17 protein-coding genes and 2 tRNA genes are annotated in these 24,427 nt (G+C 57.8%); 8 read left to right on the plus strand and 11 right to left on the minus strand.

The features are described from left to right. Positions 1 to 16: 16 nt before the first annotated feature. Complete coding sequence (locus OHL23_RS07695) at positions 17 to 901, plus strand: prephenate dehydrogenase (protein WP_263351205.1); 885 nt, start codon at positions 17 to 19, stop codon at positions 899 to 901. 29 nt (positions 902 to 930) lie between these two features. Here OHL23_RS07695 and mgrA read toward each other — a convergent pair whose 3' ends face one another. Continuing rightward, positions 931 to 1,962: an L-glyceraldehyde 3-phosphate reductase gene (gene mgrA, locus OHL23_RS07700; RefSeq protein ID WP_263351206.1), complete on the minus strand. Its 1,032-nt coding sequence runs from the start codon at positions 1,960 to 1,962 to the stop codon at positions 931 to 933. A 196-nt stretch (positions 1,963 to 2,158) separates the two neighbouring features. Between mgrA and OHL23_RS07705 the strand changes: the two genes are divergently transcribed. From OHL23_RS07705 to OHL23_RS07715, 3 genes are all read left to right on the plus strand, one after another. Further along, complete coding sequence (locus tag OHL23_RS07705; RefSeq protein ID WP_263351207.1) at positions 2,159 to 2,890, plus strand: ABC transporter ATP-binding protein; 732 nt, start codon at positions 2,159 to 2,161, stop codon at positions 2,888 to 2,890. A gap of 90 nt (positions 2,891 to 2,980) precedes the next feature. Then, a tRNA-Gly gene (locus OHL23_RS07710) sits at positions 2,981 to 3,055 on the plus strand. Positions 3,056 to 3,135: 80 nt separating this feature from the next. Continuing rightward, positions 3,136 to 3,210, plus strand: a tRNA-Cys gene (locus tag OHL23_RS07715). 169 nt (positions 3,211 to 3,379) lie between these two features. Here OHL23_RS07715 and OHL23_RS07720 read toward each other — a convergent pair. The 3 genes from OHL23_RS07720 to OHL23_RS07730 all read right to left on the minus strand — a co-directional run bounded on the left by OHL23_RS07720 (position 3,380) and on the right by OHL23_RS07730 (position 11,341). Next, positions 3,380 to 6,556: a TonB-dependent receptor gene (locus OHL23_RS07720; RefSeq protein WP_263351208.1), complete on the minus strand. Its 3,177-nt coding sequence runs from the start codon at positions 6,554 to 6,556 to the stop codon at positions 3,380 to 3,382. A 334-nt stretch (positions 6,557 to 6,890) separates the two neighbouring features. Beyond that, the gene (locus OHL23_RS07725; RefSeq protein WP_263351209.1) at positions 6,891 to 7,910 is read right to left on the minus strand and encodes a hypothetical protein; all 1,020 of its coding nucleotides are present in this window, start codon (positions 7,908 to 7,910) and stop codon (positions 6,891 to 6,893) included. A 146-nt stretch (positions 7,911 to 8,056) separates the two neighbouring features. After that, a complete protein-coding gene (locus tag OHL23_RS07730) occupies positions 8,057 to 11,341 on the minus strand; it encodes a TonB-dependent receptor (RefSeq protein ID WP_263351210.1) in 3,285 nt (1,094 codons plus the stop codon). 439 nt (positions 11,342 to 11,780) lie between these two features. Between OHL23_RS07730 and OHL23_RS07735 the strand changes: the two genes are divergently transcribed. The 4 genes from OHL23_RS07735 (at position 11,781) to OHL23_RS07750 (ending at position 15,254) form a co-directional block, all read left to right on the plus strand. Next, entirely contained in the window at positions 11,781 to 13,199 is a 1,419-nt protein-coding gene (locus OHL23_RS07735; RefSeq protein WP_263351211.1) for a hypothetical protein, read from the plus strand. Between the two features lie 94 nt (positions 13,200 to 13,293). Next, on the plus strand, positions 13,294 to 13,818 hold the full coding sequence (locus tag OHL23_RS07740) for a hypothetical protein (RefSeq protein ID WP_263351212.1): 525 nt from the start codon (positions 13,294 to 13,296) through the stop codon (positions 13,816 to 13,818). A 59-nt stretch (positions 13,819 to 13,877) separates the two neighbouring features. Continuing rightward, positions 13,878 to 14,606 carry a CoA transferase subunit A gene (locus tag OHL23_RS07745; protein ID WP_263351213.1) on the plus strand — a complete coding sequence of 243 codons (729 nt, stop codon included), beginning with the start codon at positions 13,878 to 13,880 and terminating at the stop codon, positions 14,604 to 14,606. Positions 14,607 to 14,609: 3 nt separating this feature from the next. Continuing rightward, positions 14,610 to 15,254, plus strand: coding sequence for a CoA transferase subunit B (locus tag OHL23_RS07750; protein WP_263351214.1), 645 nt, complete (start codon positions 14,610 to 14,612; stop codon positions 15,252 to 15,254). A 13-nt stretch (positions 15,255 to 15,267) separates the two neighbouring features. Here the strand turns inward: OHL23_RS07750 and OHL23_RS07755 are convergent, their stop codons facing one another. From OHL23_RS07755 to ku, 7 genes are all read right to left on the minus strand, one after another. Further along, on the minus strand, positions 15,268 to 16,098 hold the full coding sequence (locus OHL23_RS07755) for an enoyl-CoA hydratase/isomerase family protein (protein ID WP_263351215.1): 831 nt from the start codon (positions 16,096 to 16,098) through the stop codon (positions 15,268 to 15,270). Continuing rightward, entirely contained in the window at positions 16,082 to 16,978 is an 897-nt protein-coding gene (locus OHL23_RS07760) for a hydroxymethylglutaryl-CoA lyase (protein ID WP_263351216.1), read from the minus strand. Before OHL23_RS07760 ends, OHL23_RS07755 begins: the two co-directional genes overlap by 17 nt. 4 nt (positions 16,979 to 16,982) lie before the next feature. Further along, on the minus strand, positions 16,983 to 18,173 hold the full coding sequence (locus tag OHL23_RS07765; protein ID WP_317891656.1) for an acyl-CoA dehydrogenase: 1,191 nt from the start codon (positions 18,171 to 18,173) through the stop codon (positions 16,983 to 16,985). 105 nt (positions 18,174 to 18,278) lie between these two features. Beyond that, positions 18,279 to 19,949 (minus strand): acyl-CoA carboxylase subunit beta, encoded by a 1,671-nt coding sequence (locus tag OHL23_RS07770; RefSeq protein WP_263351217.1) that lies wholly within the window; start codon positions 19,947 to 19,949, stop codon positions 18,279 to 18,281. 129 nt (positions 19,950 to 20,078) lie between these two features. Continuing rightward, a complete protein-coding gene (locus OHL23_RS07775) occupies positions 20,079 to 20,210 on the minus strand; it encodes a DUF3175 domain-containing protein (RefSeq protein ID WP_263351218.1) in 132 nt (43 codons plus the stop codon). Positions 20,211 to 20,508: 298 nt separating this feature from the next. After that, positions 20,509 to 23,307, minus strand: coding sequence for a DNA ligase D (ligD, locus tag OHL23_RS07780; RefSeq protein WP_263351219.1), 2,799 nt, complete (start codon positions 23,305 to 23,307; stop codon positions 20,509 to 20,511). Positions 23,308 to 23,313: 6 nt separating this feature from the next. Next, positions 23,314 to 24,246, minus strand: coding sequence for a non-homologous end joining protein Ku (gene ku / locus OHL23_RS07785; protein ID WP_263351220.1), 933 nt, complete (start codon positions 24,244 to 24,246; stop codon positions 23,314 to 23,316). Between the last annotated feature and the right edge of the window lie 181 nt (positions 24,247 to 24,427).

The raw sequence follows: 24,427 nt of genomic DNA on the forward strand, positions 1-24,427 counted from the left end.
TGACCATGACCCAGCGATGATCGAACGCATCCTCATCCTCGGCACTGGCCTGCTCGGAGCATCGACAGGCCTGGCCCTGCGCGCCGCCGGATTCACCGGCTCGATCATTGGCTGGGATAAGGACCCCGGACAGGCTCAGGAGGCGCTCGCGCGGAGGTCCATCGACTCGGTTGCGGCCAATGCGCTTACCGCTGCGGAAGCCAGTCAACTGATTCTGCTTGCAACGCCGGTTTATGCGATTCTCGATTGGATGGAGCAATTGGCGCCGATTCTTGGCCCAAGCCACCTGATCACCGATGTTGGCAGCACCAAGGCTCTGATCTCCCAGGCCGGCAACCGTCTCTTCAACGATCCTGGCCGCGCTGGATTTCTCCCAGGGCACCCGATGGCAGGCAAAGAGGTCAGTGGCGCAGCGCAGGCGGATGCCGGACTCTTTCAGGGCGCTGTCTGGATCTTCACGTCTGAATCCGAATCTGAATCTGCGAAGGAGAATCCGCCGGTAATGTCCTTCCAGTCGGCGGAATTGGCAGCCAGTTGGCGCAAGTGGGTCGAAGCCATCGGCTGCCGCACGCTTGATCTGGAAGCCAAACGCCACGATGAACTGGTAGCCTGGGTCAGCCATCTTCCGCAGTTTCTGGCAACAGCGCTGACCGCGCTTCTTCAGACCGAGTTGGGCAATGCCCCGGAACTGACCGCTGTCGGCGGGCGCGCGCTTCGCGAGATGACTCGCCTGGGCTCAAGCCCCTACTCGATGTGGCGCGACGTCGCTCTTACCAACACGGAAGCGGTTGCTGCCGCACTGCAAGCGCTGGAGCAGCGGCTGGCCCATCTTCGCGAAAATCTCCGTACGCCGGAACTCCGCGACGAATTCGATCTCGCCAACCGCTTCCGCAAGGGATAGAAATGATTTATTCCATCTCCTGAGCGCCCTTACTCGGTCCCTTCGCGCGCACCCTTCCAGAGGTCGATGCCGCCCTCACGCGCATACTGATCGATAGCGCTCAGTTCCGCATCCGTAAACGCAAGCTTGTTCACCGCATCGAGCGAGTCTTCGAGTTGCGCCACATTGCGCGCTCCGATAAGCGCCGAAGTCACCCGCTGGTCGCGCAAGACCCACGCAATCGCCATCTGGGCTAGCGACTGCCCGCGCTCCTGCGCCAACTCGTTCAGAGCCCGCACCTGCTTAAGATTCTCCTCGTTCAGGAAGGAATCCAGGAACGAACCACCGCCCTTCGCCCGCGAATTCTCCGGAACGCCCTTCAGATACTTACTAGTCAGCAGGCCCTGCGCCAGCGGAGAAAACGCGATGCAGCCGACGCCCAACTCATCCAGAGTTGCGAGCAGGTCGGTTTCGACCCACCGGTTGAGCAGCGAATACGACGGCTGATGAATCAGCAGAGGCACGCCTTCGCTCTTCAAAATCCGCGCTGATTCACGCGTCCGTTCGGGACTATAAGACGAGATTCCGACATAGAGCGCCTTGCCTTGCCGCACCGCATGAGCGAGAGCGCCCATCGTCTCTTCCAGCGGCACATCGGGGCTTGGCCGATGCGAGTAGAAGATGTCAACGTACTCCAACCCCATGCGTTGCAGGCTCTCGTCGAGAGACGCCAGCAGGTATTTGCGAGAGCCGCCGAAGCCGTAGGGGCCTGGCCACATATCCCAGCCAGCTTTTGAGGAAATGACGAGTTCGTTCCGGTAAGGACGAAAATCCTTCCGTAAAATATGCCCAAAGTTCTCTTCCGCCGATCCATAAGGAGGTCCATAGTTGTTTGCCAGGTCGAAGTGGGTTACGCCCCGGTCAAATGCCCGCCGGATCATGGCCCGGCCAGTCTCGAAGACATCGGCGCCACCAAAGTTCTGCCACAATCCAAGCGATACCGGCGGCAATACAATGCCTGATCGTCCGCATCGTCGAAATTGTGCGCCGTCATACCTCATTGCATCGGCTAAATAGCTCATATTTCTCTGATCTCCTATGTCAGCAAAGCTCGCCTTGCCGCTCTCAAAATCATACCTGTGCCTATTCCGTTCTTTAGTAGTTCTCGGGCGTTCAACCCTGAGCGCAGGCATCGTTCTTCGAGCAATCGCCAATGGCCTATAGGTCAGAATTTGCTGAACAACGAAACTTGAGGCCTCAGCCATTTACAATCAAGCCGTGCAGACTGATCAGCCCACCGCCATCATTCAGGCAGAAAACCTGACCAAGGTCTATCGCTCCGGCAGGATCGAAGTGCCAGCCGTGCGCGGCGTTTCGTTCTCTGTGCAGCGCGGTGACTTCATCGCCATTGTCGGACCTTCCGGTTCCGGAAAATCCACGCTCTTTTACTTGCTCGGCGGCCTCACTCACGCCACTTCTGGCCGCGTAGTCATTGATGGTATTGACTTTGGCTCGCTGAGCGACGCTGACCGCACCCGTCTGCGCAAGCAGCGCATCGGGTTCGTCTTCCAGCGATTCAACCTGTTGCCCACGCTCACTGCGATGGGCAACATCGAGATAGCCCATGCCATCAGCGGCGACAATCAGCCCCTGGACCACAAATATCTCGACCATCTCTGTGAGTTGCTTTCCATTCAGGGCCGCCTCGGTCATCGTCCATCCGAACTCTCCGGCGGAGAGCAGCAACGAGTCGCCATTGCGCGTGCCCTCATCACCCGGCCCGCGATTATTCTGGCCGACGAACCCACGGGCAACCTGGACACGAAAAACTCCGATGCCGTACTTTCGATGCTGCAACGTTCGAACAAAGAACTGGGACAGACAGTTCTCATGATCACCCACAACCTGGAAGCCGCGGCGATCGCCGATCGCATCTTGCAGGTGCGCGACGGTCAAATCGTTTCGGACGCGGTGAATTCCCAACCCGCCTCGGTCGTTGCGTCGGTCTAAGGCTCTCCTGCGCAAAGATCAGCGGCCTAACTTAGGCGAGCAGCGGTTTGACCGCATTTGGCTCGCCCGATATACTCATATCTGTAACAAGCGGGAGTAGCTCAGTGGTAGAGCATCGCCTTGCCAAGGCGAGGGTCGCGAGTTCAAATCTCGTCTCCCGCTCCATTCCGCCCTCCGGCGCCAGCCGGATTGGCTACGGCAGGAATGGAAAGAACTCAAAAGTACATTCAGGACGGCCCTGCCAAGGCGCGGTACCCAAGTGGTAAGGGAGAGGTCTGCAAAACCTTTATGCGTCGGTTCGATCCCGACCCGCGCCTCCATTCCTCTCAATAGTCTAGTTCCAAGGAATTATTGGTTTGTCTGAATGGCTAGGTCATTCCGCTCAGATATTCTTTTCAAGTTCTATGCTTATGCCCATCTAGGTCCTTCCACTGACAATCAGGCTGCCCGAATGGGGCATGTTTGCACATATCCCATTCGGCTTGGGTACTACCAGGTCAGCCGGGCTGAAACCTGTAGCTGGCGCGAGGTGGTCGAGGTGCTGGTGATCACGCCTGCCGAGGCGGAAGGCGCAGACGTTGCCGACGAGTAGATGACGAGGTTGGGCGTATTGAAGTTGGCGTGGTTCAGGATGTTGAAGGCGTCGCCACGCAGTTGAAAGTTCAACCGCTCGGCGAGATGGACCGTCTTGTAGAGCGAGGTATCCAGCTCCGTCACTGCGGGGCCGGTTAGGCTGTCGCGCTGGACATTGCCGTAAGTGCCTGCCTGCGGCACTACAAACGCTGTTGGAACGAAGTACTGGCTGGGATTTCCCGTGATGATATTCTCGTGGAAGTTGGGATTGAGAGACGGCCGTACAGGATTCGTGGTGTCGCCGTTGTTTGACGGGTTGAAGCTGAGCTCGGGCGTGAATGGAAGTCCGCCCTGATAGTTGAAAATTCCGGCGACATTCCAGCCGCCCAGAAACAAGCAGCGGGTTCCGCAATTGGCGGGGTTTCTTCCGTAGGGCAGGGAATAGACGGCGTTGATTGTTGCCGCGTTGCGCACATCGAAGTTAGAGCGTCCCCAGTCGAGCCGCAGATTGTGCGCATCTTCCGCCAGTCCTTCTGTGTTGGCTGCACCGCTGGCGTTTAGCGTATCGCCGTCGTCCATCGATCTGGCCCAGGTGTAGGCGCCGCGCAGGTCGAGGCCATGACTCATCCGCTTGCGGAAGTCCACCTGCAGCGCGTTGTAGAGGTTGTCTGCCTGGGAGATCCACGTCCACCCGCTACCGAGCTGCGGGTTTGCCAGCGGAGAGCCTGCCGGATAGTAAATTGTGCCCGCTGGCAAATTGGCTGGGCATGCCGGGTTGGGACAAAAGGTCGGCAGCGCCTGATTCAAATCCGCACTGGAGGTTTCGTGATAGCCATGGGACCCTACATAACCGATGGTCAGAGTGGTGGTGGGAGAGATCGCCTGTTCCACTTTCAGCGTGTAGGAAAGAACCGTCGGCGTGTACATATCCTGCTGCACGCCGTTGGGCGCTACGAGTCCGCCATTGACTGGCTGACCGGGAACGATGGGCAGGCTGGAAAGGGCGATGTTCTTCAATGTGATTGTGGTGTTGAAGGGAGCATTCTGGTCGGTGCGATAGCCCAGAGCATCCTGCAGGTCGTTGTACATGCCGAAGCCGCCGTGTACCGTCGTGCGGCCGTTGCCGAATGCGTCCCACGCAAAGCCCACGCGTGGCTGCGGCAGGAATTTGGCGCGGTTGATGGTGAAAGCCGAGGAGGAGATGCGCGGCTGCGTTTCGAGAGCTCCATTCGGGCCGAGTAGGAAGGTCGAGGCCCGTCCGTTGGCTTCATTCCAGCCGTTGGTGCCTTCGTAGCGGAAGCCAAGCGAAAGCGAAAGCCGCGAGGTCAGGCGGATCTGGTCCTGCGCGAAGGCTGCGCTTTCCAGTGAGCGCCAGTCCATATCCGTCGGAGAAGGCACAGCCGTAAACGTGCTGATCGTGCCTTCCAGAAAATCGAGCAGCGACGAGAAGCTGGCCTGCCCATACTGGCTCAGCGCCAGGTCGTCGTTGAACTGAACCCGCTCGAACCATACTCCGGCGGTGATGGAGTGGCGTCCTGTGGTGTAGGCAATCGAGTCCGCCTCGGTAAACAGATTACGGATGGAGTAGTGATTGTCGCCGGTGTTGGTCCCGGCCGAAGTGATCGAGCTGGAAGTATTGGGCGTCGCGCTGCCGCCGACCACTACAACTCCTACACCCCGTCCCGCGATAAACGGGGGCACATCCGCTGTCGTATCGCTGGTGAAGAAATAATGAGCGCGGGAGTATCCGAGCGTTGCCAGGTTCACCAGGCGAGGCGAGAAGATGTGCGTTTCGCGCCCGCTGACTACCTGCTCTCGCGTGGTTTCGAAGTCCTGAGAATAGGGATTTTGCGTGGGTGTATTGTCCCCGCTGTCGTCCACAAGGTAAGTGGCGCTCAGCGAGTCATTCCGGGTCAAGTACTGATCCAGCCGCGCTGTTCCAAAGTCCTCGTGGATCGTCTGCACCGGATGGCTGAAAGCTTCGGCGATGCCTCCGCCGAGATCCGGGCCGTTGGCCAATGGCCACAGAGCCAGATAAGGCACGGTCGCCGGCGCAACCCCGACATACTTCAAACCGCCGTCGGTTCCCGGCAGATAACCATTGCGCGCATTGTTATCCGGAACCAGCGTTACATCGCTGAGGCTCATGTTTTCGCGAAAGCCCTCATAGTTGCCGAAGAGAAAAGAGCGGTTGTGGCGTAGCGGGCCTCCTAACTCGCCGCCGAACTGACTGCGCTGAAACTCGGGAATTGTCGCCTGATCGAAGTAATTCCTTGCATCCATGGCGCTGTTACGCAAAAAGTCATAAGCTGCGCCGTGCAGTTCGTTGGTGCCAGAGTTCGCTACCATCAACACCTGCCCGCCGGGCCGTTTGCCGTATGCGGCGCCATAGGTATCCGTCAGCAGATTGAATTCGCGCAGCGCGTCGACGCCCAGCAGCAGGCCGCTCGTGCCTCCTGGCGTCTGATTCAGTCCGCTCGCCCCGGTGTATTCCACTCCATCCAGCAGAAAGAGATTCTCCTGCGGCCTGCGCCCGGAAATGGCGAACTGATTTCCCACGACGGAGTTTGATGTGCCGATGCCGCCAGTGCGCTGCGAAGTGAAGTTCACTGTGCCTGGATTCAGCAGAATCAACTGATCGAAGCTGCGGCCATTCAGCGGCAGATTGCGAATTTCCTCGCCGGTTACCAGTCCTGAACTTGAGTTCATGGCTGCGCCCTCCAGCGGCGTATCTTCCTGTACTTCGACCTGCTGGCTTACATTGCCCGGATGCAACGTCAGATCCTGGAGTGCGGACTGGCCGACGGTGAGCTGAATGTTGGAGAGAATGCTTGTCTGGAAGCCCTCTTTCCCCGCCTGCAGCTCGTAGTTTCCCGCGGGCAGCAGCGCAAAGGTGAAGAGTCCCTGGGCATCGGTGACAGTGTCGCGTGTCGCATTGGAGGACGTATTGCGCAGCGTCACCTGCGCTGCGTCGAGCGCTGCGTGTGTTGAGTCATAGAGACGGCCCGAGATCGACGCGGTCTGTTGTGCGTGGAGAAGTCCTGTAACAAGGAAAGACAAATAAATAGCGAAGCCGAAGGTTCTTATCCTCATATTTCGTAGGATTCGAGCTGCGCGAGAACGGGTTCCTCACGGGCAAAGCTGAGCCGCAGAAATGATGGGCCGGGCGAAGAGCCGGACTAAGTGGCTGATTCGTATTTTGGTAAAAGCGAACCTGAGGAAGGAGGAAGGATTTTGTCGATGAAGGAGAAGTGTTCCGTAAAGCAGATTGTAGGAGTCTTGAAGCAGGCTGAAATAGAGGTACCGTTGGCGGAGCTGACGCTCGATAAAACCATGCTGCAGGACGGGCTCCGAAAAGTCGTAAAGTCCTCTCGGAGCCGCCCGCTGGTGAATCATTTGAAAACGAGGTGCCCGTCGCCGTGGAGTCTCAGCGGTTCTGGTGCAGTTCAGGATCTGCGGCGCCTCGCATCTCTTCTCCGAGCAATTCGTACTGGTCCGATGCCACATAGTCCACGTGGGCTGCGATAGCCGCCCGCCATCTGGTCCGCGCCGCGTCAAGGGACCCGAAGTTGTAGCCATGGAACCAGCCATTGCTGCTGAGTTCGGCCTCTGTCGCGCCATCCAGCGTGTAGAAGCGAATCCAGAGGCCATTGGCGTGGGCGCGCTCGACCAGCGCGCGAAGCCGGTGCATCTTCTCGGGGGTCCACTCGCCGGCATGCTGCTGCCCACCAACTTCGACGACTTTCCATGGATTGTTCCACCAGCGGCGATAGTTGCTTGCCTTCTCGTCATCGATGACTTCAGGCGCGGCCTGCGGGTCCTTGTGCCCGGTGTGGATGGCGCCAAAGAGCAGCACTTGCTCGCCGACCGGTAACTGGTCGTAGAACACAGCCTGCTGGGCGTCGGACTCGCCGGTCAGGACCAGAATGGGCTTCACATTCAATGGCTGAGGGGTTTTGCCATCGGCTGTCTTGACTGCCGAGGTGAGCCACGCTCGGTGCTGCCTGAGCAGTTCGAGCACAGCCGCAAGATGCTGAGGCTTGTTGTCTTTGAAATCCAGATTGAGGGTGATCAGCGGCCAGTTTCCGTGGTTCCCGTCTTTCAAAGCCTGCTCAATAATGGGGTGCACGCGGTCGAAGAAGTAATGTTCCATGGTCGGCTCGTTGCCGGACATCTCGCCATGCGTCACCACAGACCAGCTCTTGCCGGTCTTCGGATCGGTGTACCAGCCAAGATCCTGTTCAATAGCCAGCGGCGTTCCGGCCGAGAGCGCGCGATCGATGCGGTCGTTCCACCACTCGAAGTAGGGATAACAGTTGTGAGCGTCCATCTGGGTGCGCGAACCGGGCGCGGGCACCTGTTGTCCGCTGGCGAGACTGGCACTTGCTAGGCCTGCAATCAGCATCCCCAGTCCCAGGGTGGTAATTGAACGAAATGTGAGATTCAAGACGGCTCCTTGGCGTGTTGCTTGAGGTGTTGTATGTTCAGCGCCTCGCGCTTTCGATATAGATTGAGTTGGAAACCTTCGTCAACTCGAACGCAAAAAGTCCGGGAGGCACATGAATGCGCCTCCCGGACCATTTGTTTGACGTTCTACCAGTTGATGCGAGCCGCGAACTGCATCACGCGCGGGTCAGCCGAGAGAGTGGTGATTTGGGCAACGCTGCTGCTGCTTGCATTGCCGCTTGGCTGACCGAAGATCGGGTGGTTGGCCGCGTTGAAGACCTCCCAGCGAAATTCCCCGTTCAAGCGTTCGTTAATCGGAATGGCCTTGATGAGCGCAAAGTCAAAGAGCTGCGTCCCAGGTCCAACCAGCGTGTTGCGGCGTCCGTCGCCGATGTTGTAGTTGCCCGGATCGGCGAACGGCGTGGTCAGGCCCGAACCGGCCGCTGCGCAGGATTTGTTGGCGGTGTCGTAGAACCAGCATTGCTGCGTCTTGAGGTAATGCACCGGGGCCACGATGTTGGGTACTGCGGTCGCGTAGCCATAGGCATCGAGCAAGGTGCTTTCGCTGCCCCAGTTTGCAGTGAACGGGTGCCCACTGTAGAAGGTGTAGACTCCCGAGGTTCTCCAGTTGCCCAGTAGCCAGGCAGCCGGGCCAGTCTGAAGCATCGGCTTGCCGTGGCCAAAGGGCAGCTCATAGACGTAGTTGGCCGAGATGCGGTGGCGAACATCGAAATCGCTGTTGCCATACCACATGCCGTAGTCACGGCCGTTGGGCGCATCACCGGAATTGGTTTCGAGTTCTTCCGGAGAATTGTCCAAATCGTGCGAGTAGGTATAAGCTGCGCGCACGCTCAGTCCGTTGTGCATGACTCGCGTAAGGCTGGCCTGCAGGCCGTTGTAGTTGCCATGTCCCGCTGGGTCCAGGTATTCGATCTGGCCGAAATCAGGGTAAGGAACTGTTCCGCCTGGAGCGCTGGCGCTGGTCACAACCTGATTGCCGGAGATTTCCACCTGGTTGTAGTTGCGAAGCACATCCAGATTCGTTGACTTTGTCCCCACATAGTCCAACTCAGCCAGCCAGACCGGCGTGAATTGACGCTGGACTCCGACGCTCCATTGCTGGACCATCGGCGAAGCTGCGTTGGGGTCGGCGGCGCGCACGTGAAAGTTCTGCAAGGCATTCAGGTTGATGGTGGAGGGATCAAGAAAGTTGGACGGGAATCCGACCGACGGCTTGATCACCGGCGCTGTGTTGCTGGCCAATGTCTTGTTGATCAGATTCGGGGGATTCAACGCAAGTTGGTCCTCGCTGCCGATTCGCTCCAGTGAGGTGTAATAGATACCGTAACCGCCGTGGAGCACGGTCTTGTCGTTGAGGCTGTACGAAACACCAATGCGCGGAGCGAAGTTGGTGGTTTGGGGGTTGACTAATGCGCGGTCCCCAAGCGAGCCGGACTTGGCGAAGACCAGTGAGCCCGAACCGGCGGGATCGAAGTTGGCCATGCGATTCTGGGCGTCGGTAGCCGGCGTGGAGAAGTCGTAGCGGAGACCAAGGTTCAGAGTGAGCCGCGGCGTCACCTTCCAATCGTCCTCGGCAAATCCGGAGGCCATCCAAAGCCGTTGATCGACGAAGAACACGTTGGTTAACTGCGTGGACTGGGTCGCTCCAATCAGGCCGTCGGCATAGGAAAGGCCCGTGAAGACACCCGTGAACCCCAGGTCGCCGCGCACACCAGGCTCATCCTGGAAGATGTTGCGCATCGGCGCGAAGACAGTGGCGCCGAACTTCAGGTTGTGATTACCCAGGCTCCACGAAAGCGTGTCGTTGTACTGATACAGCATCGGGATCTGCTGCTTGGGCAGGAAGTCTGGAGAGCCGATGAATGTGAAGTTGGTGAAGGAAGTAAGCGGCACACCGCCGCCGATTGCCGGATTATTTGGAACGCCGGGCAGAAAGTCGCCCGCAGTCTGAGACTGGCCGAAGGATTGCTGCACAGCCTTGGAGTAATCGCGTACCCAGCCAAAGCGGAAATCGTTGACCATGCGCGGGCTGATCACTCGCGTCCAGCCCAGGACGACGCTGGCACCCTGAAGGATCTGGTTGCCCCACGCCGAGGTCGAGGATCCGTCTGCCAGACCACCGAAGTAGCCTGGAATGTCGCGATTGCGGCTGAAGTAGTTGAAGCGTGTAAAGACCGTATCCGCCGACGTCGGCGTCCAGTCCACGCGCGCATCGTAGCTGCCGTTGAAGTCGGTCAGGTCTCCCGTACGCGAATAGTTGTTCAGCTCAGGATAGTTTGCCGAGCCGTTCTTGAAGTTCGGCTCAGGAAAGAGCGCCATCAGCTTGCTGACAGTGGAGTCGATCTGGCTGGAAGGAATCTGATTGCTGACATACGGGGTGCAACCGCTGCTCTTCAGGTTGTAGGGTGTTGAGCAGGTGGTCGGGTTGTAGATCGTCGGATAGGGCGCGATTCCGTCGACTGCCGCGGCAGCGGCGCTGAAGTCACCGATACGCTCGTTATCCAACGGCACAGTCGATACGCGCGATACACCTTGCTTGACCCGCGTGTCCTCATAGTTGAAGAAGAAGAACAGACGGTCGCGTTTGATCGGCCCGCCAAAGCTGCCGCCAAACTGATTCTGGTTGTCCTCTGCTTTCTTCGCCAACGTCTGCTTGGAGAAGTAGTCGAAGGAGTCGAAGAACTGGTTGCGCACATATTCGTATGCCGTGCCGTGAAATGCGTTGGAGCCGCTGCGCGTGTTTACGGAGACGACAGCGCCGGGCGCACGGCCGTACTCGGCTGAGTAGGGATTGGTGATCACGTTGAACTCGGCGATGACGTCCACCGAAGGATGCGCCGCCTCAGAACTCAGCTCCTGCACATTCTCCGAGAAGGTGTTGTTGTCGATACCGTCCAGAATGAAGTTGTTCTGCAGGGAGTGAACGCCGTTCACATTGAAATCGCCCGTCCGTCCGGCATTGGTCGCACCGCTCTGATTGGTATAGCGGTTGATCTGCACCCCGGGAACCGTACGCAGCAGGTCGTCCCAGTTACGCAGGAAGAGAGGCGTCTCCGCGATCGTTTCGTTGGTGACCACTGTGCTGATCGAAGCGTCATCCTTGGAGAGACCGCTGGCATCCGAAGTCACTTCCACGGTCTGGTCTGCGGCGCCAGGGTGAAGATGAAAATCCGCGCGGGTTCTGGATCCGACGCTGATAGTCTCGTCCTCTTTTTCGGTGGCAAAGCCGCTTGCGGACACCGTGAGGGTGTAGTCGCCAATTGGCAGGTTCGGGAAGACATAGTTGCCGTCCGCTTCCGATTGCACGGTTCGCTTGTAGCCAGTCTCTTTGCCCTCCAGAGCCAGTGTGACTCCGCGAACTACGGCTCCGGAAGAGTCGGTGATCTGGCCGCTGAGGTTGCCGGTGTTCACCTGTGCTCTCGAAATGCCGCCGTCCAAGAGGAAAAGTGCGAGTGCACATCCAAATGCGAAACACGCGCTCCGGCCAGCGGCTTGTCTCAACCGCGGGACAGGCCCGTTCGATGCCGGATCAGGTCTTTTGTAAATGTCCATTAAGTAAGGCGCTCCTTCGTAGGTCCTGCTGTTGCGTCTGGCCAGAGTTCAGCCAGCTTCATCCTACGAAAGGATCACTGGCAACGGGACCGTGTGAAGCCCGTGTGCAACAGGGTGTACACCCCGTTTAACATCCTCATAAATTATTGAAATATAAACATGTTATTCGATCTTTAATATCTGGCGAATCGTTTCGGTGACACGGCGCTGACGAGGCCGTTTACGGTGCGTTTACATGTTTTGGGTATCGTGAGACGGGGAATTGGTCCTCTCGGAGCCGAATCCGCGGGAGAATGCAATGCCAAAGCGATCCGCCAATGCTCAATTTGGACTTCAAATGCCGGTGCGAGTAGACCCCATGACGGAGCCCAAAACGGACTCCTTGAGGGATGCACTCGCCGACGATCCGCGCTGGCGGCTGGCCCGGAGCATCGCTACCGGGAACCACTTCGCGCGTTCTCCCTTGCTTTCCCAATTCCTCTTGTATGTTGTTGCGGAAACTCTGATGGGCCGGCAAGTCGCAGTCACTGAGCATCAGATCGGTGTGCATGTCTTCGGACGTCCCAGAAGCTACCGGACCGATGAAGACAATATTGTCAGGAATTATGCCCGGCAACTGCGCAAGCGGCTGGCCGAGCATTTTGCGGGGAACGGCAACCGCACCGGAATGCGCATCGAGATTCCGGTCGGTGGATATGTGCCGGTGTTCTGCAATTCCCGGGAATCGGAATCCTGCGGGCAAATCGAGAGTCAGGTCGAGAATCAATCGCCCGCGCAACCGCAGTCAGCAGCGGATGTGGGGCCAGCAGTCCCGGAGAACCCCGAGTCCAGTTCCGCACCCTCTCTGGTCTGGCGATTCCTCCGCAAGCTCGCGGTTTCCGGCAAAATGGGGATCGCGGTCTACAGCGTCGTTCTCGTCTGTTCTACATGGGTAGCCGCTTCGCGCATTCTTGTCCCAAGTCCGCCTCCGGAGCCCGCTCAGTTGCTCTGGAAAGAGATTCTCCGCGGGGCGGACAATACCTATATTGTTCCTCCGGATGCAGGTCTGAATCTTCTGGAGGATATTTCTCATCAGCCATCTCAGCTTGCAGACTACATCCGCGGCTCGTATCTTGGACAGTCGCTTCCCAACCTGGATAATCACACCACCGAGGACATCCGCACCCAGCGGTTCACTGATTTCGTGAGCCTGCAGGTTCTTGCCGATCTGACACGACAACAGGAGTACGACCCGCGGCATGTGCTCCTGCGCTTTCCGCGGGAACTGCGCCTCGATAATCTGAAGACTTCGAATGTAGTTCTGATCGGCTCGGTCAACAGCAATCCCTGGTCGACGATTGCCGACAGCGAGACCAACTTCCGAATTGTGCCCAACGTGGGCATGGAAGGAGCTTCGATTGTCAACACCAGACCGCAGCCGGGCGAATCAGTCTCCTACGCAAGCCATTGGAACGAGCCCTCGCATGAAACCTTCGCGCTGATTGATTTTGTCCCCAACTTAAGCGGCAATGGCCATCTACTGCTTCTGGAAGGGTTGGATGTGGCCGGTACCCAATCGGCAGCCGAACTCCTCTTTCATTCCACCGCGATTTCATCCATTCTCAAGCGTGCTCAGCGCCCGGACGGGAGCCTGCGTCCATTCGAGATACTGCTTCGTTCCACCAGTATCCAATCGGATTCAGCAGGCAGCCAGATTGTCGCCACGAGATTCCACTAAGCCATTCCTGGCAGAGGTCTGTTCGCCATCACATTCCGACCAAACTCCCATGTGGTAATCTTGTGCGCGGTTTCAAAACAATGAGGAGGATGGCGTGAGAAGAGGCATGATTCTGACGATTGGGCTGGTACTCCTGGTGGGGTGCGGAAGCCAAGGTAACAAGAGCTCCAGCGTTCCGGCTGAGCCAAAATGGAAGGGCGCTCCGTACCGGCTTACTTTGGACACGAAGGCGAGCAAGCCGAATCAAGCCGCCATCGCCATTCCGCCTGTCGCGTACACAGCAAATCCTGATGCGCTGGAGACAAGAGCCGTTCTCGCCATGCGATTCGCCGGTCCTGCAGCGGCGGACTCGGATCCGGTCAACCACCTCATGATCGGCCCTCCCGTGGATATCCATGGAGACCAGGGAACTCTTCCAGCAGCCTATCTGGACACGGCAAGCAAGAGCGTGTCGGACTATCTCGTAGCACATTGCATTCAGGGAAACGTGAAGATCTCGTTGGCGCTTGCCAGATCGTCGGTGAAACCTCAGGCCGAAGACGCGGAAGTGGACGATAAACGCCTGTCCGACTGGGTGCCGTTCTCGGTCGTTTTCAAGAAGCCTCATTCGAAATGCTAGGGCCTGTTAACACCAGTGGAGCAACGGCGGCGGGAGCCGTTTCTTGCGAGTTCCAGACGATGAAATCTCAAACAGCTCGTGAACCGCGATCGACGAAGCTATGGCCAGACGCAGCATCCGCACTGCAGGACATCGTGCGCGATGATATGTTGCTGGCCATTGGCGGCTTTGGCCTGTGCGGCATCCCCGAGGCTCTGATCCTCGCTTTGCGCGACACAGGCGTGCGCAACCTCACCATCGCGAGCAATAACGCGGGTGTGGACGGATGGGGACTTGGCTTGCTCCTCGAGAACCGCCAGGTCAGGAAAATGATCTCAAGTTACGTCGGCGAAAACGCGGAGTTTGAAAGGCAGTATCTAGCCGGCGAGTTAGATGTCGAATTCAGCCCGCAAGGAACGCTTGCGGAACGGATGAGAGCAGGCGGCGCAGGCATCCCCGGCTTCTACACGCGAACGGGCGTTGGCACGCTGGTCGCCGAAGGCAAGGAACACAAGGACTTCGATGGTGTGACCCACATCCTCGAACACGGCATTCGCGCCGATCTCGCTTTGGTGAAAGCGTGGAAGGCCGATTTGAACGGAAACCTGATCTATCGTCGAACGGCGCGCAATTTCAACCCTAATGCGGCAACCTGCGGCTGGATCACAGTGGCGGAAGCAGAGATCATCGTAGAACCAGGCGAAATCGATCCCGACGAGGTTCACACGCCGGGCATCTTTGTTCATCGGCTCGTACACAATCCCCATCCGGAAAAACGCATTGAGAAGCGAACGATTCGAAAGGCATAGACCGTGGCATGGACTCGCTATGAGATGGCCGCTCGCGCCGCACAAGAACTCAAAGATGGTTTCTACGTGAACCTCGGAATCGGTATCCCTACCCTGGTGGCCAATTACATTCCCCACGGCCTGACCGTCACACTGCAATCAGAAAACGGCCTTCTTGGCATGGGTCCTTTCCCGGAAGAGGGTGCGGTTGACGCCGATCTTATCAACGCAGGCAAGGAGACCGTGACGTTTCTCCCCGGTGCGTCCACTTTTTCGAGTGCCGACTCCTTCGCGATGATTCGAGGTGGCCACATCGACCTCGCGATTCTTGGCGGAATGCAGGTTTCAGAGCGCGGAGACCTGGCAAACTGGATGATCCCGGGTAAGCGCGTGAAGGGAATGGGTGGTGCGATGGATCTGGTTTCAGGAGTTCAGCGCGTCCTTGTTCTCATGGAGCACACGGCACAGGACGGCAGTGCAAAGCTGCTCCGGGAATGCACGCTTCCCCTCACCGGAACGCGTGTCGTGAATCGAGTGATCACAGATATGGGCGTTCTGGACGTGACGCCTTCCGGCTTCGAGGTCATAGAATTCGCTCCCGGCGTCACGCGTGAGCAAGTGGAGCAACGCACCGGCGCGCCGGTCCGCTTCAGCGATGAGGTTTGTTAAGAGATACAGTCGCTTAATTCGTCCACCTCGGCGGTCGCTTCTCCAGAAACGCCGCAATCCCTTCTCGAAAATCGGCAGTCTCGCGAGCCCGAGCGTTGGCCTCCATCGCTTCCGAGATTGCCGTATCGAGCCACGCCTTATTTTGCGCGGCCATCAGTCGCTTGGTTGCCGCGAGAGACTGCCCGCTATTTCCCTGCAAGGTTTGATACAGTGCCTGTATACGTCCCGCCAGTTGATCCGGCGCTAAAACCTCATTGACCAGGCCAAGCCGATGCGCTTCCTGCGCGTCAAAAAGCCGCGCACTCAGCAGCAGGTCCCGGGCCCGTTTGTCGCCAATCTGCAAGGCCAGGTACGCCGACACCAGCGCAGGTACAAAACCGATCCGCGGTTCCGTGTAGCCAAACTTCGCCGCAGGCGTCGCCAGCGTGAAATCACAAAGGGTGGCGAGGCAAGTCCCACCGGCAATCGCTGCTCCGTGCACCGATGCGATCGTGGGTTTGGGCAATTCGTACAGCGTTCGAAACAACGTTGCGATTCGCTCCGCATCGGCACGATAGTCGGCAACAGTCTTGTCCTGCATGGCTTGCAGCGCAGACAAATCCAGTCCCGAGCAAAACGCATCTCCAGCGCCTCGTAAAACGACAACCCGGCAGGAAGTGTCGGCTGCCTCTTGCATCGCGGCAATCAACTCCATCTGCATCTCAGGAGTCATCGCATTCCTGCGCTCGGGCCGATTCAAGGTAATCGTCCGGACCGTCCCTTCCTCCGTCACCATGATTGTCGAGTAACTCAAAATCAATCCTCCGGTCTGAACAAGACCGCCCTCATCACCGCGCTGATTCACAACCGGTATCAAGATGTGCTCGGCCATAGATCTCAGCGATATCCGCGCTGGCTTGTATCAGCGGCTCAAGCCGTGCCAGATCCGGCACCTGCGCCCCAATCGTTTTCAGTTCTGCCAGCAGCATCTCCGTCGGAATATTGCCCACCAGTTCATCCTGCGCAAAGGGACATCCGCCAAGTCCGCCAATCGCCGCATCGAATCGTCGGCAGCCCACCTTGTAGGCTGCGCGAACTTTCGCCGCAGATTCTTCAGGCCGCGCATGCAGATGCACCCCAATTTCGATCTCCTCTAACTCCGCAACGACTCTGGCCACACTCTCCATGATTTGCGATGGAGTGGCGAGACCCACCGTGTCTGCCAGCGAGATCTGGCGCACTCCAAGTTCGACCAGACGATCACAGGCATCCGTCAATTTATCTATGTCCCACTTATCTCCGTATGGATTGCCAAAGGCCATCGAAACATAGGCCACCAGACCCAGTCCAGCGTTGCTCGCCATCTTAGTAATCTGCTGCAAAACCTCAAGCGCCTCTTCCGGCGTTTGATTCTGATTCCTTTTCAGAAACTGCGGCGAGATGGAGTAGGGAAAACCCAAAGTCTGTACTGCTTCTGTCCGGATGGCCCGATCGGCTCCCTTCGCATTCACCACAATCCCGATCAATTCGACCCCATCCGGACGATCAAGAGACTTCAGCACCTCTTCCGAGTCAGCCATCTGCGGCACAGCAGCAGGCGAAACGAAGCTGACCGCATCAATGTGCGTAAATCCAGCTGCTATCAACCTCTGCAGATAGACGGTCTTCACGGCGGCCGGTATCAACGCAGGCAAACCCTGCCACGCATCCCGCGGGCACTCCACAATTTTGACTAACTCACCCATTCGATCACCCGCGCGATGGATACACCTTCAGAATCTCTCTGGCAATGACCATCCGCTGTATTTCGCTCGTACCCTCGCCGATGGTGCATAGCTTGACGTCTCGATAAAACTTCTCCGCTGGATAGTCCTTGATAAATCCATAGCCTCCAAACAACTGCACCGCGTCGTTACAGATTCGCACCGCCACTTCGCTTGCCATTAGCTTGGCCATAGCCGATTCACGCGTAATCTTTCGCCCCGCATCCTTCAGCACAGCAGCGCGCTGCGTGAGCAGCCGGGCCGCGTCGAGCTCCGTCGCCATATCCGCGAGCTTCCATTGAATACCTTGAAACTCCGCGATCGCCTTGCCAAACTGCCGTCGCTCCTTGACGTATTTAAGCGCGGCATCGAGAGCCCCGCGTCCGATGCCAAGCGACAGCGCTGCAATCGAAATCCTTCCGCCATCCAGAACCCGCATCGCGTCAATGAATCCTTCGCCTTCAGCGCCAAGCAGGTTTTCACCGGGTATCTCGCAGTCCTCGAAGATCAATTCGCTGGTGTCGCTCGCCCTCAACCCCAGCTTGTTCTCTTTCTTCCCCGGGCGGAACCCGGGCGTCCCCTTCTCGACGACAAACGCCGACAATCCATGCGTGCCCTTGCTCTTGTCGGTGACCGCGATGACGACTGCAACGTCCGCATAGTGCCCGTTGGTGATGAACGTCTTGTTCCCGTTCAATACGTATCGATCGCCTTTCTTGACCGCGACCGTCCGTGCGCTGCCTGCATCCGAGCCGGAGCCCGGTTCGGTCAGCCCCCATGCTGCGAGCCACTCGCCGCTTGCAAGCAGCGGCACATACTTTCTTTTCTGTTGCTCGTTTCCCGCAAGGAAGATATGATTCGTACCCAGCGAGTTATGCGCGGCAACCGTGAGGCCAAGAGATCCATCGACAGCCGATAGTTCTTCGATGGCCAGCACATAGTCGACATACCCCAAGCCCGCGCCGCCGTACTCCTGCGGGAATATGATCCCCAGCAGACCCATCGTGCCGAGTTTCTTAACCGCCGCCAGCGGGAACTCGCTGGTCTCATCCCACGCCATCACGTTCGGCGCAATCTCGCGCGCGGCGAACGCACGAATCTCCCGCCGAAGATGTTCCTGATCCTCGGTTAGCACGAAGGGATAAAGATTCACATCGGTTTCAAGATCAAGGCTCACTGTTCGCTCCTCTACGCATCGCACACCGGATATTGGACGATGCCTTCCATCTCAGTAAGATGCCGTTCTTTCTCGTCCGGTGTTTCCTCCAAAGCGTACTGACAATCAGGTCTGCAATATCCCGGGGTTAAACTTCGGCACTTCCGGATTCAGAGCGCAAGCCTCAAGTGCTGTGATCAATACATCCCTCGTCTTTGCCGGATCGATAATTGCGTCAATCCAGAGCCGCGCCGCACCATAGCGCGGGTCAGCCTGTGCATCGTAGGTCGCCTTGATCTCGTCATACAGAGCTTTCCTTTCGGGCTCCGACAAGACGTTTCCACCTCGCTCCATCTGTTTGGCGCGAACCTCCGCCAGCGTACTCGCGGCCGACGCCCCGCTCATCACCGCGTAGCGCGCCGTCGGCCACGCAAAAAGAAAGCGCGGATCATAAGCCTTCCCGCACATCGCATAGTGTCCGGCTCCAAAGCTCCCACCAACGATGACCGCGATCTTGGGCACAACGCTCGTACTCACAGCCGACACCATCTTTGCCCCGGCGCGAATGATTCCCGACCACTCCGCGTCCTTGCCGACCATGAAGCCGTTGACATCGTGCAAAAACACCAACGGGACGAGGTTCTGATTGCAGTCCATAATGAACCGCGCAGCTTTCTGAGCGCCCTCGGTATAGATCACTCCGCCAACCTCAATGCGTTTCATCCCCGCTGCCGGACCCATCGCCACCGTCTGGCTCTGGTTGGTTTTTTGATTGGCGACAATCCCAACAGCCCGCCCGCCGATCCACGCATATCCGCACAAAACCGTTCTTCCAAAATCTGCCTTGTACTCGTCGAACTCGCTTCGATCCACGATTCGCGCAATCACTTCCCGCATGTCGTAGACATTGCTGGCTCCCGGCGCGGGATCGAGCAAGCTATACAGATGCTCAGCCTCATACTTTGGCGCATCGCGATATGCATCGAACTCCACTCGCTGAAAGGTCTCGGGTGCCGCACAGCGAGGGCGCCGTTTCCCCATCTTGGCGACCAGTGAGCGCAAGCGCGCCAGGCAATGCGGATCGTCCGGCTCCTTGAAGTCCACAGTTCCCGAGATCTCGGCGTGCATCGCCGCGCCGCCCAGCTCCTCCGGGTCGGTCTTCTGCCCAATCGCAGCCTGCACCAGCGAAGGTCCGGCCAGAAACAAACCGGAGCCTTCAGTCATCAACACAGTGTCTGTCATCACGGGCAGGTATGCGCCCCCGGCCACGCACATGCCCATAATCGCCGTGATCTGCGGGATTCCCAGCGAACTCATCACTGCATTGTTGCGGAAGACTCGTCCAAAATCGTCGGTATCCGGAAAGACATCTTCCTGCAGTGGCAAAAAAACACCGGCAGAATCGACCAGATAAATCGTCGGAATCCGGTTCTCAAGAGCGATGGTCTGGGCGCGCAACACCTTTTTCGCTGTCATGGGGAAAAACGCGCCGGCCTTCACAGTAGCGTCGTTTGCGATCACCATGCACAGCCGGCCGCTCACTCGCCCCAAGCCGGTAACAACACCCGCTCCGGGAGCGCCACCGTATTCGCCATACATGCCATGCGCAGCCCACAGCCCCAACTCGAAGAGTTCCGTACTCTCATCAAGCAAAAGGCCAAGACGCTCTCGTACAGTCAGTCTCCCCTTGGCGTGCTGTGCCGCAGTGGCCTTCGCTCCACCTCCCAGGTGAATCGACTCTTCTTCCAGGCGTAACGCGGTCATGAATGCCGCCAGCGCCTCTCGATTTGCGTTCATCCTTGGAGTCCGCAAATCAAGCTTGGACGCCAGGCAGTTATCAAACTTCATGTCATCCGGCATGAAACCGTCCCAGAAGCATCAAAAGCCTTCGCGGAACACTTGTCAACCATTCCTCCTCATGCTCGCTTATGTCGTTGATGCAGAGCGCGCACTCTCAACCCGGGCGTGCAACAGCTTCTTCGCGTGTTCCAGGACTTGCTTCCGCTCCGGAGTCAGGTTCTTGCCTGCTCGATTGATGTAAAACGTAAGCATCCGCATTCCCGACGCTGGTCCTTTTTGGGAAACCTCCTTAGAGGCGAGTTCCCGTACGATGGACTCCGCATCCTAGTTGAATAAATCCTCGCGCGGATGAGTCGAGTCCGTATCCACTTTCGCGGACCATTTTTTGGCTGGCTCGCCGCCGGTTGATTTGCTGGCGGTTGACTTAGTTTTCCCATCTGTCTTTTGCGATTTCATCTCTCCTACATTCCCCCTTCTCTCGTATTCCGTTGACATATCTTTTGAATTACCCCAGAAACCGTCATCAGGACCGGATGAAGTTATGCGAGTAGAGGTCTTATAGGTCCAACGCCCGCTTGCTCAGTTTCTGGCGACTCGTAGGAAGCTGCTTCCATGGGTCGTGAGCAAGGCGCGATCTCCAGGTGGGATAGTCCGAGACATGAAAGACGGGGCGATCTTCGAGCTTCAGCTCGTTCCAACTGAGCGGCAGAGATACCGGGGCTCCGGCGCGAGCGCGTGGGCTAAATGCAGCGACCGCGGTAGCACTGCGTTCGTTGCGCAGGTAGTCCAGATAGATCTTGCCCACTCGTGCGGACTTCGTCATCTTGGTCAGATAGAGCGCCGGATTGGACGTCTCAAGCTCAAGAACGAAGCCGTGCGCGAACTGCTTGATCGCGGCCCATTCGTGATCGGGCTCGATGGGAGCAACAATGTGGAGCCCCTTCCCCCCGGTCAACTTCAGAAAAGATTCGAGACCAAGCTTTTTGAGCCGCTTCCTTACCTCGATAGCTGTGTCGGCAAGGGTACGCCAAGAGATTGCCGTGTCCGGATCGAGGTCGAATATGATGCGGTCCGGGTGTTCGAGATCGTCATTTTTAGAGCCCCACGGATGCAGTTCGAGGACGCCCATCTGGGCCAGGCCAGCCAAGGCTTCCGGCGTGGAGAGCGTGATGTAAGGCTCAGGTTTGCCGGTCTTCTTGTCAGGCACATCAATGGTCTCGACCGCCGGCGGAAGCGTCGGGCTTGTGTGCCTCTGGAAAAAGCACGGCTTCGTGGAGCCTTCCGGACACCGCACGAGGGACAGGGGACGTCCGGCGATCTGGGGCAGCATATGCGGAGCGATGGCCCAGTAGTAATCGGCCAATTGTTGCTTCGTAAGATTCGATTCGGCATCAATGGTCTTATTCGGATGGGTAAGACGGACCGGTGCGTGGTCGAGCGATACCCGGTTCTTCGATGGAGTCTCAGTTTGAACTGTTCTGGCCGCCAAAGGTGGCGGAGCGGAGTGAGACGCTCGCTTGGATCTCGAGTTTGTTCGCGAGTTTTGACGCTCGGTGCGGGACTTAAGCACAGGTTCCTCCCTGCGGACTTCGCTCGCAGGCTTATCCTCGCGCAAACCCTGGAAAGACGCCTGACGCACGAGGTTATCCGCAGTCCAAGTGGCAAACCGCACCTGCGCGACCAGAGCAGGCTTGACCCAGATCGCTCCTCTGCGGGCCTCCTCGGGTGTGTGTGCGAACGGATTGCTCGAACGTCGCAGATCTTCCAACTGCTTGCGGATGAGGGTATGGGTCTTTTGAGTGAAGCCCGTTCCAGTGCGACCCGCGTAGATCAGCTTTTTAGAAGCATCGTAGTAGCCCAGCAGCAGCGAGCCGATACCGTGAATGCCGGCATGTCCCTTCGCTGGCAAGGTAAAGCCTCCGATCACGAACTCCTGCTCATGGACGCACTTCAGTTTGATCCAGGAGGCCGTGCGCCCCGAGTTATAAGGCGCATCGGCACGTTTCGCGATGATCCCTTCCGCATGCAGTTCACATGCCTTCTCGAAGATTGCTGACGCATCGGAATTCAGATGCTCGGAGAAACGGAGATCCTGTCCTGCCTTCTTAAACAGTCCCGCAAGCAGCGCTTTGCGATCGCTGAGAGGCGCGTTGCGAAGATTGTGACCATTGAGATGCAGCAAGTCGAAGAGGAAGTATGTAAGCGGCTTCCTTACGCCCTCCTGAAAGGCAGCCTGCAGGTCTGCGAAACTCGTAGTACCGTCGTCGCTTAGCACCACCACCTCTCCATCCAGCAGAGCCGACTGTACAGGCAGTGCGGAGACCTCCGAGGCAATCGTCTTCATGCGATGCGTCCAGTCGAGTCCAGTGCGCGTGAGGAGTTTAATTTCGCCCTGATCCAGACGGGCCTGGATGCGATATCCGTCGAGCTTGAGCTCATTGAGCCAGTCCGTACCCGCAGGCGGCCGAGTTGCCTGTGTGGCAAGTTGCGGAGAGATAAAGCCGGGCAAAGACTCTTTCGGATAGTTAGAAAGAGAAGGCGAAAAGCTGCTCTTCATCTCCTTTGTATCTTTGCTGTGCAAGCCGCCTCCATTGGCCGTGGCCTTGGAGTTCCACACATGGTCTTCGTTCGCGGCGATCTGCTCAATCGAACGCTTTGTGACAACAGAGTCGGGCGCAGTTTCCGTGATGGGTTTGTCTTTCTCTGTACGCTCAAAGGAATCGTGTTCTTTGATCAGCAGCCAGTTTGGCTTTTTCGCATTCGCAGCCTTCCCGCCCATCCGGACAAACGCCCAGTTACCCTTCAATTTCGTGCCATGCAGGGTGAACTTAAGCGAGCCTGCATGCAGACCGGCGTCGACATCGGTATGCCCGGCCTGCGGCTCCCATGTGCCCTGATCCCAAAGCATAACGGTCCCACCCCCGTATTGGCCCTGAGGGATGATGCCCTCAAAGCCCCCGTAGTCCATAGGATGGTCTTCCACCTGCACAGCAAGGCGGCGATCGCCAGGATAGTAGCTGGGACCCTTGGCGCACGCCCAGCTCTTCAAGACTCCGTTCCAGCCAAGGCGAAAGTCGTAGTGGAGGTGCGACGCCGCATGTTTCTGGATCACGAACGGAAGTCCAGTTTCCGCCCCTGATCTCTTGCTCGAAGAGCTTTTCTCGCTTTTCAAATCGGTGCCGCTGGGCTCAGACGTGATACCGAAGTCCCGCATCGATCGATAGCGCGCCAGTTGCTGATTGACAGCCTCCGACGCAGTCTCGCGCTTCGTTGCAGCTCCAGCTTCTCTTGCGGGCACATGCTTGGCTGTGCGTTTTTTCGCGGATTTGCCGGGTTCTTTCTTTGTGGTGGGCATAGCGTGTCACGCAGACTTGCGACGGGACTTGGACTTGGTTTCGGGCTTCACGAGCTGCGGACCTTTCTTCGGTGCAGCGGTCTTTTTCTTAGCCGGCTTCGATTCAGGCGTATCGTCTGAGGCACTCGCTCCCGACCGGACGCTCCTGCGCAATGCGTCCATCAGGTTGATCACCTTACCCGCGCTAGCAGCGGGCTCGTTCTTCTGCAGCGGCGCGTGGTTGACCTTTGCCTCGACCATCTCTTTCAGCGCCGCCTCGTACTCGTCATGAAACTTCTCAGGGGCGAATTTCGCGGCCTTGCGTTGGATCAACTCTTTAGCCAGCGTGAGCTGGTCAGCGTCGATCTGCGTTTTCTTGATCTCCGAGAAGTACTCAGCAGGGTCACGAAGCTCCTCCGCATAGCGGAGCGTATAGGCCATCATGCCCCTGCCGCCTGCGTCCTCATCTTTCGCCTCGGGCGGTGCTGAGATCGCAACCAGATGCTCGCGGCCTCCAAAGGCGATCTTGCCCAACGCCGCTTTCTTCGTCGACTGAAGAGCCTTGCGAATGACTGTGAACGCCTCCGTCTGGTTCTCGCCCTCAGGGACGACAAAGTACGGCTTCTCAAAAAGTTCAGGGTCCAGCTCATCCAGGCTGACGAACTGCGAGACAGCTATCGTATTCCGGGACGGAATGCGGAGGTTTTCAATCTCCGAGGGCTCGATGACGACATACTCGCCCTTGCGGTACTCGTAGCCTTTGACGATGTCGTCCTTTTCCACCGGATTTCCGTCCGCACCGTCGTCGCCCGTGACCTTCTGATGGTGGATTCGCTCTCCGGTCTTGCGTGAGAGTTGATGAAAGCGAATCTCACTTTTCGCTTCCACTGCTGGAAAGAGCTTCACGCCAAACGATACGAGCGATATCTGAATGTGGCCGGACCAGAATGGGCGGGGCATAGCTGTGCATCTCCCCTTGTTTGGGTGCATATCGAGCAATAAGGGATGCCTGCCTGCGGCTCAACGGAATGCAAGCCGGCAGCATTCCAGTTTTGAGTTGATCTGCAACAGCGATGCAGTTATATAATTGGCTGGCCAGAAAACGTTTCCGCGCAGCCGCTGTCTCCCGAGGAGAAGATCG

This window comes from Acidicapsa acidisoli, from assembly GCF_025685625.1.
Taxonomy (GTDB): Bacteria; Acidobacteriota; Terriglobia; order Terriglobales; family Acidobacteriaceae; genus Acidicapsa; species Acidicapsa acidisoli.